5 protein-coding genes (1 of these 5 only partly in view) are annotated in these 13,824 nt (G+C 61.3%); 3 read left to right on the forward strand and 2 right to left on the reverse strand.

Annotated features, from left to right (window positions below; genetic code table 11):
- The 3 genes from F8N12_RS21985 to F8N12_RS21995 form a co-directional block, all read left to right on the forward strand.
- Positions 1–5,332: the final stretch of a non-ribosomal peptide synthase/polyketide synthase gene (locus tag F8N12_RS21985; RefSeq protein WP_150582267.1), read on the forward strand. Its footprint begins 8,237 nt before the window's first position; 5,332 of the gene's 13,569 nt are visible here — the last part of the coding sequence; its start codon lies beyond the left edge, outside the window; the stop codon is at positions 5,330–5,332.
- The gene (locus tag F8N12_RS21990; protein WP_150582268.1) at positions 5,329–8,565 is read left to right on the forward strand and encodes a non-ribosomal peptide synthetase; all 3,237 of its coding nucleotides are present in this window, start codon (positions 5,329–5,331) and stop codon (positions 8,563–8,565) included. Before F8N12_RS21985 ends, F8N12_RS21990 begins: the two co-directional genes overlap by 4 nt.
- A 333-nt stretch (positions 8,566–8,898) precedes the next feature.
- Entirely contained in the window at positions 8,899–11,367 is a 2,469-nt protein-coding gene (locus tag F8N12_RS21995) for a TonB-dependent siderophore receptor (RefSeq protein ID WP_150582269.1), read from the forward strand.
- A 278-nt stretch (positions 11,368–11,645) separates the two neighbouring features.
- Here the strand turns inward: F8N12_RS21995 and F8N12_RS27695 are convergent, their stop codons facing one another.
- Both F8N12_RS27695 and F8N12_RS22005 read right to left on the reverse strand, forming a co-directional pair.
- Positions 11,646–11,909: a hypothetical protein gene (locus F8N12_RS27695; RefSeq protein ID WP_191623205.1), complete on the reverse strand. Its 264-nt coding sequence runs from the start codon at positions 11,907–11,909 to the stop codon at positions 11,646–11,648.
- Positions 11,910–12,267: 358 nt separating this feature from the next.
- On the reverse strand, positions 12,268–13,824 hold a 1,557-nt coding region (locus tag F8N12_RS22005), incomplete at its 5' end, for an alpha/beta fold hydrolase (protein WP_150582270.1).

A 13,824-nucleotide genomic window follows, 5' to 3' on the forward strand; every position in this document is an offset into this window, starting at 1 on the left:
CGCGCAGCGCCAGCAGGGTTTTGACCTTGCGAGCGCACCCTTGCTGAACCTGACCGTGGTGCGTCTGGATACCGATCGCTTTCACCTGATCTACACCAGCCACCACATTTTGATGGATGGCTGGAGCAACTCGCAGCTGTTGGGCGAAGTGTTGCAACGCTACAGCGGCCAGACACCCGCGAGCACGGCGGGGCGTTATCGCGATTACATCGACTGGCTGTCCCGGCAAGACGCGCAGGTCAGCGAAGATTTCTGGAAGGGCCAGTTGGCAGCTTTCGAGGAACCGACCCGGCTGGCCAGGGCGCTGGTGTGGACCGGCAGCGAAGCAGGCAACGCCGCTCAGGGCGAACACTTCCTGACGCTCGACCCTGCGCAGACCGCCCGGCTCAACGGTTGTGCACGGGAGCAGAAAGTCACCCTCAACACGATGGTGCAAGCGGCCTGGCTGCTCTTGTTGCAGCGCTACACGGGCCTGGACACCGTCAGTTTCGGCGCCACAGTCTCCGGTCGGCCGGCACAACTGAGCGGGGTCGAGCAGCAGATCGGCCTGTTCATCAACACGTTGCCGGTGATCGCCAGCCCGCGTGCCGAGCAGCCGCTGGCGCAGTGGTTGCAGCAGGTGCAGGCGCAGAACCTGGCCTTGCGTGAGCAGGAACATACGCCGCTGTTCGACATTCAGCGTTGGGCCGGGCAGGGTGGCCAGGCCCTGTTCGACAACATTCTGGTGTTCGAAAATTACCCGATCTCCGAGGCCTTGCAACAGGGTTCGCCGCAAGACCTGCGCTTCGGTGACGTGGGCCATTTCGAGCAAACCAACTACCCGTTGACCCTGGCGGTCAACGTCGGCGCCGAGTTGTCGTTTCAAATGAGTTACGACCGTCAGCAGTTCGATGAGGCCGCGATCAAGCAACTGGCCGGGCACCTCGCGCACTTGCTAGTGCAAATGGCGTCAGCACCTGAGGCCAGTTGCGCCGGTGATCTGGCGCTGATCGTCAGCCCTGTTCGCAAGCCGCTGGCGCTGCCGGCCGATGACACCTGTGTTCATCGTCTGTTTGAGCAGCAAGCCGAACGTACGCCAGACGCGTTAGCGCTGATCTTCAACGAACAACGCCTGAGTTATGCGCAGCTCAATGCCCAGGCCAACCAGCTCGCCCATGTGTTGCTGCAACACGGTGTCGGTCCTGAAGTGCTGGTGGGCATTGCGGTCGAGCGTTCGCCGCAGATGATCATTAGCCTGCTGGCGGTGCTCAAGGCCGGCGGCGCTTACGTGCCGCTGGACCCCGAATACCCGCCCGAGCGTTTGCGCGCCATGATTGAAGACAGTGGCCTGCGAGTGCTGCTGACGCAAAGTCATCTCGCCCCAGCGTTGCCACGTACGGCAGACGTGAGCGTGCTGAGCCTGGATCAACTGGCTTATCCGGCGTTCTCCGATAATTTGCCTGCGCACAGCGGACCGCAAAACCTCGCGTATGTGATGTTCACGTCGGGTTCCACCGGGCGCCCGAAAGGCGTCGGCATCACCCAATCGGCGCTGGCCCGTCACGCGCAAGTGGCGCTGGACTTCCTTGGCCTGACCGCGCACGACCGTTCCCTGCAATTCGCCACGTTCAACTTCGATGCCTTTGTCGAGCAGCTTTACCCGGCGCTGATTTGCGGCGCGTCGGTGGTGTTGCGCGGGCCGGACATCTGGGACAGCGAGACCTGGTATCGCGAATTGCTCGACAAACAATTTACCGTCAGCGACCTGACCACGGCCTACTGGAACATGCTGGCCAAGGATTTTGCCGCCGCCGGGCTGCGCGATTATGGGTCGCTGCGTCAGGTGATTGTCGGCGGCGAAGCCATGCCGCGGGAGGGTGTGGCCGCCTGGGGCAAGGCCGGCCTGGGACATGTGCGCCTGTTGAACACCTACGGCCCGACCGAGACAACGGTCAGCGCCACGCTGCTCGATTGCAGCGGTTACGTGACCGGCCAGAGCGCCCTGCCAGTGACCATGCCGATAGGTCGCGCCTTGCCCGGCCGGGCCATCCATGTGCTCGACTCGCAGGGCCAACCGGCTCCCGTCGGGGTGGTCGGGGAACTGGTCATCGGCGGTGACTTGCTCGCCCGCGGTTACTTCCAGCGGCCGGAGCTGACGGCCGAGCGGTTCATTCCCGACCCGTTCGACCCGTTGGGCGGTGGTCGCGTGTACCGCACGGGTGACCTGGCGCGCTACCGCATCGACGGGGTGATCGAGTACGTCGGGCGCATGGACCATCAAGTGAAAATCCGCGGGTTCCGTATCGAACTCGGCGAGATCGAAAGCCATCTGCTGCAGATGCCAGCAGTGCGTCAGGCGCTGGTGGTGGCGCAACCAGGCGCGGTCAGTCAGCAACTCGTCGCGTATGTGGTGTTCGATGATCCTGCGCACATCGGCGGTGATGCGTCCACGCTGGCGGCATTGCGCGATGACATCAAAACGCGGTTGAAGGCTGGTTTGCCGGACTACATGGTGCCGGCGCATGTGCTGTTCCTCGAGCGCTTGCCGCTGAGCCCGAATGGCAAGATCGATCGCAAGGCCTTGCCGGGCGTCGATGCCAGCCTTGTGGCGCTGGACTTCGTTGCGCCTCAAGGCGCTTTGGAGCAGCAGATCGCCGCGGTCTGGCAGGAGGTGCTGGAGCTGGATCAGGTGGGTCGCGACGACCACTTTTTCGAATTGGGTGGGCATTCGTTGTTGGCCACGCAAGTGGTATCACGCCTGCGCAAACTCACCACTGCTGCGCTGAGCCTGCGTGACGTGTTCAGCCATCCGCGCCTGAAGGACCTGGCGGCATGGATCGCGCAACAGCAGGGCACGCCTGAGTCAAACGCTCACGGTGTGGCACTCAAGGCTCACGGCTCCCGCCACAGCGCGCCGTTGTCGCTGGTGCAGCGCCGGTTGTGGATCGCCGAACAACTGTCCGGCGGCACCTCGGCTTACGGCATGCCGATGGCGTTGCGCTTGCGCGGCGAACTGTCGGTGGAACGGCTGATCAGCAGCTTCGCCGAAGTGGTGTGCCGTCATGAAGTGTTGCGCACTGCCTACACCCAGGACGATGAAGGTAACCCGATTGCGCTGATCGCCGAACAGGTCGAACTGGATTTTCCGCTGATTGATTTGTCCGGGCTGTCGCGCAGTGCCCAGGAAGAACACGTGGCGCAAGCCGCGCTGGACAACGCGCGCACGCCGATTGCCATGGAGCAGGCGCCGCTGTTGCGCGGGCGGATCCTGCACTTGGGCCCGACCGAACATGTGATGCTGTATGCAATGCACCACATCATCTCCGACGGTTGGTCGATGGGCGTGCTGATCAACGAACTGGTGCAGATTTATGACCGCCGCAAGGTCGGTGACACGACTGCGCTGCCAGCGCTGGAGGTGCAATATTCCGACTTCGCGCTGTGGCAGCAGGCACTGCAGCATCAAGGCGTACTGGCGCGTCAGGCCGAGTACTGGAAAGCGCGGCTGAACGGGTATGACGGGCAACTGCAATTGCCTGCAGACAAGCCTCGTGGCCTGACCGCCTCCTACGAGGGCGACGCGGTGCAGTTCCGCCTGACCGTCGAGCTGAGCCGCGCCCTGCGTCAGCGCTCGATGGACGCGGGCGTCACGCTGTACAGCACGCTCCTGGCGTCATTCCAGGTGTTGCTGCACCAGGTCAGCGGTGCGGCGGATGTGCTGGTCGGCGCCGACGTGGCCGGACGCGAACAGCCGGAACTGGAGCGGCTGATCGGCTTCTTCGTCAACGTGCTGCCGCTGCGTTCGCGCTTCGACAACAGCGTTTCCTTCTCGAACTTCCTCGCGCAGACCCAGGAAACCTTGCTCAGCGCCCTTGAGCATCAGGACCTGCCGTTCGACATGATCGTCGACGCCTCGGGCGTGCCGCGCCACAAAGGCATGAATCCGCTGGTGCAGGTGTTGTTCGTGATGAACAACCTGCCGGGCAGTGTCCAGGCAATGGGCGGTTTGAGCGTGGAATCGCTGCCGGCGCTGGAGACCCATTCTAAATTCGACATGGCGTTGTTCGTTGACGAGGAAGAAGGGCAATTGCTGGGTAATTGGCAATTCTCCACAACCTTGTTCGGACACGAGCGCATTCAGTCCCTGGTCAAGGCCTGGATAGCCCTGTTGGAACAGATCGTCGCTGATCAGGACATTCAATTGGGAGCTATCAGCATGCCAGTCGAACCTCTCGCCGTTACCGTACGGCCTGCGGTCCCCGGACCCAAAGCCGACAAGCTGGGCAAATTCCTCAAACGCTCCGCAGGCACGGAGGCAAGGATTCAGCTTTCACCGGTGCGGGAATCCCTGCTGGCGGCGCCGCAGCCATTCCCGCTGTTGCTGGAGCCCAATGAGCCGCAGCTGGACCTGATCGAGTGGATCAATCAGCACCGGCCGTTGATCGAAAAGAAACTCGCCGAGCACGCCGGCATCCTTTTCCGCGGTTTTGCACTGAACGGCATTCAGGGCTTCGAGGCGTTCGCCGAAGCGATACAGCCGGGTCTGTACGGCCAGTATGGCGATCTGCCGAAGAAGGAGGGCGGCAAGAACACGTACCGCTCCACGCCGTACCCGGAACGCAAGATGATCCTGTTCCACAACGAGAGCTCCCACCAGGACCGCTGGCCGCGCAAGCAGATGTTTTACTGCGAGCAGGCCGCTGCGGTGGGCGGCGCGACGCCGGTGGTCGATTGCCGCCTGATGTACGAAAAACTCCCGGCGCAAATGCGTGACACGTTCGAGGAAAAAGGCCTGCTGTACGTGCGCACCTTCACCGACAAGCTCGACGTGTCGTGGCAGCACTTTTTCAAGACCGAGGACCGCGCCGAGGTTGAGGCCCGCTGCCGCGCCGGTGGCATTGAGTGGCGCTGGCTCGACAACGATGAGCTGCAAACCCGTACGCCGGGCCCGGCGATCATTCGCCATCCGCTGACCGGGGCCAAATCGTTTTTCAACCAGGTGCAGTTGCATCACATCTATTGGCTCGAGCCGGATGTGCGTGAAGACCTGCTGTCGATGTTCGGCCTGGAGCGCATGCCGCGTCAGGTGTATTACGGCGACGGCACGCCGATCGAACACGAGGTGATGCAACGCATCGGCGAACTGTACGAAGAATGCGCGGTGCGCTTCGACTGGCACAAAGGCGATGCGATCCTGCTCGACAACATGCTCGTGGCGCACGCCCGGGATCCGTATGAAGGCCCGCGCAAAATTGTCGTGGCCATGGGCGACATGTTCGACCGCAACGCCCTTCAAGGCGCTCAGGCAGCTATCGCCACAGTCGCAATGAATACCGAGGACACCGGCGCATGAACGAAGTCACGATGGACTCGCAACATCCGGGTTACGCCTTGACCCCTGAACAGCAGCTATTGCTGGATCAGTTGCCCAAGGCACCAGTCTGCGGGGATGCGCTGCATTTCCTCACTATCGAGATCATTGGCGATCTCGATCCACAGCGTTTGCAACGTGCACTGGATGGCCTGCTGGCCCAGCAACCATTGCTCGTTGCGCGACTGGGCAGGGCGCCGGGTTTTCATGGCCTGCGACAGTTCGTAGGCAGCGCCGAACGCTTTGCGCTGACGGTGCAGACTCGGATGGAGACGGCGAGCAACGTCGACGCGCAGATCGCCGAATGGGCGGCGCGCTCGTTCGTCATCGGCGAGTCCGAGAATGCGCAAGCGGTGCTTTTCCGCCTCGCGGACACCCGCTGGAAACTGGTGTTGGGTGTGGCCCGGCACAGCAGTGACGAAAGTGCGCTGCAACTGATCCGTCAGCAACTGCAGCAAGCGTATGAGCACGGCCTGGCGCAGGGCGAAGAGGCGCCGGGGGAATTCACCCAATACCTCCAATGGCGCAGTGAAGTGGTGCTCGACGAAGACGCTGCCGGCGCCCGGGCTTATTGGCAAGCGCATCTGCACGACGCGAGCAGCGAGTTGTGCAGCCCATGGCTGGCTTATCGCCAGACTGCTGGTGATTCCGCGCCGGCGAACAGGCTGTTGACGGTCGCATTGGAACCCGCGCTGCGCAGTGGTTTGCAGCAGGTGGCCGACTTCCTGCAGCAACCGCCGAGCGCCGTGCTGCAAGCGGCCTGGTGGTTGTTGCTGGGACGCTTGAGCGGCGCTGAGCAGATGCTGGTTGGCGTGCGCCATGACAGTCGCTGCGACTACGAGTATTTCGCCGACGCCGTGGGTGTTTTCGAGAAGAGCCTGCCGCTCAACCTGTCGCTGCGCAAGGACATGCGGTTCGACCTTTGGCTGGTGGAAGTCGCGGCTCATCTGGAGGCGCACCGCACCTGGCAGGAATACTGGTCAGCGCAACTGGCACCGCTCGCCGCCCGGCCCGCTTATGGTTTCCGCGCTCGACGCGCGTCGCCACTGACGGCGTCCGGCAGCTTGGACTGGCAGCGCGCAGAACGGTCGCAGGTGCAAGAAGCGCTGTATGAGTTAATGCTGGACGTCGAGCTCGATGATGCCGACGGTGCAACTGCGCTGGCGGTACGTTTCGCTGATTCAGGTTATTCGGTCGAGGCCATTCATGGCCTGACGGCGCAGTTCTGCGTGTTGCTCGCAGCCATTGTCGCGGACCCCGCCGCCGTGCTGAGTTGCTTGCCGTTGCTGGCGCCTGCCGAGCAGGTGCGCCTGCTGTCAATCAATCCGCCTCAGCGTGCAGTATCAGGGCCCTGGCTGCCGCAACGCATCGCCGAACACGCCCGGCTCACTCCCGATGTGATCGCCTTGAACGACCCGCAGCAGTGTCTGAGCTACGGGCAATTGCAGGCGCGCGTCGAAACGCTGGCCGGGGCATTGAAAGCAGAAGGGCTGGGCCGTGGCGCGATCGTCGCGCTGAGTTTGCCGCGTTCGGCTGATCTGGTAGTGGGCATGCTGGCTGCCTGGCAGATCGGCGCGGCGTATCTGCCGCTGGACCCGCAGTGGCCGCTGGCGCGTCAGGCGATGATGCTGGAGCAGGCAGACGCTGGCCTGTTACTGGTCGATGCGGCCTGTCTTGATCAATGGCATGACGCCGCGCTGCCTGTAACAACGCTTGCGCAACTGCTGCAGCCGGCCGCGCCATCGGCCACCGCTGTTACGCTAGAGACCAATGGCGAAGACGTTGCTTACGTGCTGTTCACGTCGGGCTCCACCGGCGTGCCCAAAGGCGTGGTCATCGAACATCGGCAATTGCTCAATTACATCGCCGAAGTCAGCCAGACGCTCGGCCTCGAGCAATGCAAACAGGTTGGTTTCACCTCCACCGTGGCCGCAGATCTTGGCAACACCGCGTTGTTCGGGGCGTTGTTCAACGGGGCGACACTGCATGTCGCCAGCGATACGCAAATGCAGGACGCCAACCTGTTCGCCGAATTCGTGCAACAACAGGCGATCGATTGCCTGAAGATTGTGCCCTCGCACCTGGCGGCGCTGCTCGACAGTGACCAGGCGCAATTGCCGCGCACGCTGATCCTCGGCGGTGAACCGATCGCTGCGGCGCTGCTCACGCGCATTGCCGGCTTGCGCAAGGACTGCCGAGTGTTCAATCACTACGGTCCCACTGAAGCCACGGTGGGCGTACTGATTCATCCGGTGCAACTGAACGCTGACGGCGGGGACACGGGCGTGCTCAGCCAGGTGTTGGGCAACAATCAGGTGTTCGTGCTGGATGACGCTTTGCAACTGGCGCCGGTCGGTGTGCAGGGCGAGTTATACCTGGGCGGCGCGCAACTGTGTCGCGGCTACCTGAACGCCGAGGCCGATGCACTGGCGTTCATTCAAAGCCCGTTCGATGCTACGCAACGGCTGTATCGCACAGGCGACCTGGCCCGCTATCGCCCTGACCTGACGATCCAATTGCACGGGCGCCGCGATCAACAGGTCAAGCTGCGTGGTTTCCGTATTGAACTGGCCGAGATCGAAGCAGAACTGCTGCGTTTGCCGCAGGTCGCGCAGGCACTGGTGCTGCACGGCGTGACGGCGGAGGAGGGACTGCTGGCTTTCATCGTGCCACGACAGGCACCGTCGGTCGAGCTGCTCGAGAGCCTGCGCGGCGAACTGATGCTGCGCCTGCCGAGCATCATGGTGCCGCAGCGGATGCAGCTCATCGACAGCTTTCCTCGGGTGGCCAATGGCAAAATTGATCGCAAGGCTTTGCAGCAGCTCGCGGCTGTGTCGAACGATGCATCAGGCGTAGCTCCGCGAGATGCACTCGAGCAAATACTCGCAGCGCGCATGGCGCAGTTATTGGGTGTCGAGAGGCTGTTTGTCGATCAGGATTTCTTCGCCGCCGGCGGTCATTCGTTGCTGGTGATCAAACTGGTTGCGGGCATTCGCAAGTCGCTGCAGTGCGAAATCCAGCCGGGTCTGGTCTTTGATCATCCGACTGTAGCGGCACTGGCGTCGGCGTTGCGCGCTTGCGAGATCAGCCCCGGGCAACTGGAAAAAATCGCCCAGGTCAGGTGGCGCCTGGACGCGATGAGCCCGGAAGAAAAAGCCTTGCTGACCGAAAAGGCCCGGCAGATGCAAGACGCCAAGGCCGGACAAGCCAGCTGAAAAAACCAGAACAAAGGGCCGACGCTTCAGACGTCGGCCTTTTTTTTGAGAATTATCGCTAATGATAAATAAACTCATTCCGGTTTTTGCGCGGTGCTGCGTCTTACTAACGTGAGCAGAAGAATCCGGTGGGGCAGGGCCGCCCCATACGCCTGATTTGCCCAGTTCTACAAGAATTTTTCCGTTGTCTTAACGACCGCTGCCCGGGGAGGGGCGCGGTGTGGCCGGTGATTGACGAGGTGCCTGGAGGCGCCCGTCAGCGGCGGTGTTGACGTCCAGACAGCGTCGGGCTCGATGCCCGCTTATTCACTTCTACCAATAATAGAGAGCACGATGTCAGCAATTCACGAGTTGAAACCTCTGTTCAAAGCCTTGGTCATTTCTCGCAGCCTGCGCCCGCGTCACGCGCTGGCCGGGTTGGGCATGGCCTGTCTGGTGCCGTTCAGTGCGCAAGTTTTCGCGGCAGATTTCGCGATCGACATTCCCGCTCAGCCATTGCCTCAGGCATTGCAGACATTCGGCGTGCAAACCAATCAGCAGGTGATCTATAACGCCAGCGATATGGCTGACCTGCGCAGCACTCGTGTCAGCGGCAAGATGAGCGCCGAAGCCGCCATTGCGCAGTTGCTCGGCGGTACTGGGGTGCGCTACAGCTTTGAGGGTAATACGCTGATGCTGGTGCGCGGCAGTTCGGCTGAGGGCCTGGAACTGGGCGCTACCACCATCAGCGGGCAGCGCGTCGATGCAACCACTGATGGCTCCAACTCGTACACTTCAAATGCGGTGACCATCGGCAAGGGCACCCATACGCTCAAGGAAATCCCGCAGTCGGTCACGGTGATCACTCGCAAACAACTGGACGATCAGGACATTGTCGACCTCAAGGACGCGGCAAATAAAACCACCGGCCTGGTCGGCGCCCAAGGTGTCGGCCGCGGCTTGATCCTGTCCTCGCGCGGTTTCCAGATCGATGACTGGCAATACGACGGCGTGCCGATCCCGCGTAACACTTATGCGCTGGGTAACTGGGCCACGCAGGACCTGATTTTCTTCGATCGCATGGAAGTGCTGCGTGGCGCATCCGGCCTGCTGCAAGGCACTGGCAGCCCCGGCGGCGCGGTCAACCTGGTGCGAAAACGCGCCGGCGCCGCACCGAAAGTCACCGTGACAGGCAAGGCCGGGTCTTGGGACCACTATGGTCTGCAGGTGGACGCTGGCGGTCCGCTGAACCAGGAGGGCACTGTGCGCGGACGCTTTTTGGCTGACCAGGACGACAGTCACTCATTCGTCGATTCCGAATGGTACAAAACCACCTCACTGTACGGTGCGCTGGACTTCGACCTGAGCGAAGCCACGACGCTGGGCCTGGCGGTGAGCCACTCCGACGGCCGATCCCGCGCGAATGTCCGCGGCTTCCCGCGCTACTCCGACAGCAAACCCATTGACCTGCCACGCAAGACCTACACCGGAGCCAAGTGGAACCATACGGACATCGATGTCACCACGCTCTACGCCGATCTGGAACACCGTTTCAACGACGATTGGGCAATGAAGGTCGGCGCGGTACGCATGACCGAAACTAACAAGTCGAAGAACCAGCGCGTTCAGGGTGCCATCAGCCCGACGGGCACCGGTGTGCAATACGCTGACTTCCTGACGGACCTGGACTCAACCAAGGTCGCGCTGGATATGAACGTCACCGGCAAGTTCGAAGCGTTGTCCATGCAGCAGGAAGTCATGTTCGGCGGCAACTATTCCAAGCTGACCACCGATGACAGATACGCTCGAACGTTCAACAACAGCTCTGACAATATTTTCGACATCAATCACGACCGTCCAGACATCAGTTACGATGGTTTGCTCAACAGCCCCGGTGGCCGCGGTTTTCCAAGCGAATATGACGTCCGCCAGAAAGGTCTCTACGGCAGCTGGCGGGTCAAGCCGGTCGACGACCTGACGCTGGTAGCCGGCGCGCGGGTCAGCTGGTACGACTACAGCTACAAGTCGTGGACCGAGACCGCAACCAGCCTAACGGCCGAGCCTGACAGCACTACTAACGAAACCGGTGAAGTCACGCCTTATGCCGGCGTCATCTATGACCTGAGCCGTGAATGGGCTGTCTACGCAAGCTACACCGACGTGTTCATCCCGCAGACAGAGCGCAGTGCAGACGGCTCGGTTCTTGAACCGATTATCGGCAGCAACTATGAGATAGGCCTCAAGGGCGAATTGATGGATGGCCGGGTCAACACCTCCCTGGCATTGTTCCGCTACGACCAGGAAAACCGTTCGATCACCGATGTGGGTGCAGTAGATTGCGAGAACGGCAATTGCTCGCAAGCGTCGGGCAAAGTGCGCAGCCAGGGTCTGGATGCGGAGATCAGTGGTGAGGTAATCGACAATCTGCAGCTGTTTGCAGGCTACACCTACAACACCACTAAATACATCGATGACCCGGATAACGAAGGCAAGATTTTCAGCTGGTGGACGCCGAAACACATGCTGCGTGTATGGGGCAACTATCAGTTCAGCGGCGACTGGGATCGCGTGAGCACTGGCCTGGGCTTTACTGCGCAGACGCATACGGTGGGTTTCGACCACTCTGTGAATGTGCCGGGCTATACGGTTTGGAATGCCCGTGTCGGTTATCAGCTGACCTCGGAGATCGAGCTGGCGATGAATGCCAACAACCTGTTTGACAAGGGTTATTTCACGCCGGCTTACAACCAGATTAATGGCAACAACAACTATGGTGATCCGCGTAATGTGATGTTCAGTGTGAAATATACGCCTGAGTTCTGATTCCTACTCTTAGATTAGAAAGCCCGATCCGCGATTTTGCGGGTTGGGCTTTTTGTTGGGTGCTGGGTTATTGGCGGGGTTGTTGTGATTGGGTTTTTATCCATTATTTGGGTGATGGCTGATATTGGTTTCGCCCTTACGGCGAGTCACTTGGAAGAGCGCCAAGTGACCAAGCGCCTGCGCCCCTGACGTACGGTGGCTCGCTAGTGCTCGCCATACCCTCGCTCCGGTCCTGCTCCGTGGGCCCGCTGCCATCGGCCATCCATGGCCGGGGGCAGCTAACCCGGCATCCTTGCCGGGTTGCCCACTGCGCAGAACCTGCGCTCGGCCTGCCGACGGGGCAGATCAAGATCAAAAGCCGGATCAAGATCTAAAGCAAAGCAAAGCAAAGCAAAGCAAAGCAGCTCCCAGATTCGTCTGCTAGACCCATTCAACCCGACGCGCCACAGAACGTGTAGCAGCTGGCGCAGCCTGCGTCCGGCAGCACAGCAGTCGTCGTGGTTGTCGTTGTTTTCGTCGTCGTCGTCATCGATCCCGAGCATGCGTTTATCTATCAAACCGCGCCGCCTGATTTTACGACTGCTCCGTCCGATCGCGGCCCGAGCCGGACGCAGGCTGCGCCAGCTGCTACACGGATTTGTGTGGGGGCGGAATACCGTGAGCCAGGTCGGTTACCAGGCCGCCTCGGCGGCTGTGGCTGTTAGCGCACCGTCGGGAGCGAAGGCATGGCGAGCCTAAGCGAGCCACCGGACGTCAGGGGCAAGAGCACTTGGTTACTTGGTGTCGGGCCGCGCAGGCTTCTCCAAGTGACTCGCCGTAAGGGCGAAACCAATACTGGCCATCACCAAAAAAACGGATATACACCCCAATCGCCACAGTGAGCACCGCGCAGAAAAGAGATCAACGATCAACCCCCAAAAACACCTCCACCACCGACCCAATCAACCCCTCATCAAAAATCATGCTGCGATGCGGTTCCGGCGAATACAGCGAGCAATTCAACGCTCCCGACCGGCTACAACGCGTGATCAATGCCTCGGCAAAAGCCAACTCCTGCGCAGTCTTCTCCGGCACCGCCCACCAACAGCTCGGCTTAACGTCGACAGGCTTGAACGTAAAGGCGTCGAACGCCTCGACCAACCGCTCATGCACCGAAAATGCCTGGGCATTCATGACCTCGGTTTTAATGTTCTGCACAGTCGTCAACAACTCACCCTGGCCAGGCTCAACCAACCCCGCCGCCCAGTCATAAAACTGCTTCACCGAACCGTGAGGCGAGTCTCGCAGCCAGGCAGCCGTGCGCTCAGTGAGGGTGGGAAACAGCAGGTCAAAATAGCCAATAGCGTCGCGTAATTCTTCCGACGCATCACTGCCTGGCTGCTCGCCGTGCAGGTGTCGATGGCGTGGCAGTCCGCCCGGGTACAGCTGCTCCGGCACGGTACTGTCCACCAGGCCCAGAAATGCCACCTGATGCCCCAGGCCTTCGAGAATGGCGGCAATGTCCAGCGCGATCGGGCCGCCCAGTGACCAGCCCAGCAAATGGTAAGGCCCCTGCGGTTGCGCCTTGATGATTTCGCGGCTGTAGTCGGCAATCATCGCGTCCCAGGTTTGCCCATCGTTCTGTTGCTGATTGAACCCGCGATGCATCACGCCATACACCGATGCCTGGCCCTGAAGTTTTTTCGCCAATGGCTGATAGCAGAACACAATGCCGCCGCTGGGGTGTACGCAAAACAGGTTAGGCGCAGTCGCCGGTGCGGTATTCAGACGGACCACGCACTGGCTCTGTTCGCGATGCTTGCGCGAGATAAACGAGGCCAACGCACCAATGCTCGGATGGGCCAGCAGTTCTTGCAGACGCAGTTCGATATTCAGCCGGGCCTTGAGGGTGGAAATGAACTGGATGGCCAGAATCGAGTGCCCGCCCAGTTCGAAGAAATTATCGCTAACGCCCACCCGCTCGATCCCCAGCGCCTGCTGCCAGAGTTCGGCCAGCGCCTGCTCCAGCGCAGTGGTCGGCGCCACATACGTTTGCCGCCACAGGCTCGCGTCCGGCGTCGGCAATTGCTGGCGGTCGAGTTTGCCGTTGGCATTGAGCGGAAAGTGCTCGAGGAACAGCAGATGGGCCGGCACCATGTAGTCCGGCAACCGTGACCTGAGGTCGCTCAACAAGTGCTCGCGCAGTTCGGCGGTCGCCGGTTCGCGCGGGATCACGTAGCCAACCAGTTGCAGCCCGCTCGGCCCTTCATGGGTCAGTATCGCGCAGTCCTGCACCGCCGGCAGGGCTTGCAGACGCGCCTGGATTTCTCCCGGCTCGATGCGGAAACCGCGAATTTTTACCTGATGGTCGATGCGTCCGGCGTATTCAAGACTCCCGTCGGCGCCATAGCGGGCCAGGTCGCCGGTGCGATACAGACGCCCGCCCGGTTGCCGGGCGTACAGGTCGGGAATGAAGCG

It is taken from the genome of Pseudomonas fluorescens (assembly GCF_902497625.1).
Lineage (GTDB): Bacteria > Pseudomonadota > Gammaproteobacteria > Pseudomonadales > Pseudomonadaceae > Aquipseudomonas > Aquipseudomonas fluorescens_BQ.

Coding starts and splice junctions, on each gene's coding strand:
- F8N12_RS21990 (WP_150582268.1), top strand. CDS start 5,329: ATGAACGAAGTCACGATGGACTCGCAACATCCGGGTTACGCCTTGACC.
- F8N12_RS21995 (WP_150582269.1), top strand. CDS start 8,899: ATGTCAGCAATTCACGAGTTGAAACCTCTGTTCAAAGCCTTGGTCATT.
- F8N12_RS27695 (WP_191623205.1), bottom strand. CDS start 11,909: ATGCTCGGGATCGATGACGACGACGACGAAAACAACGACAACCACGAC.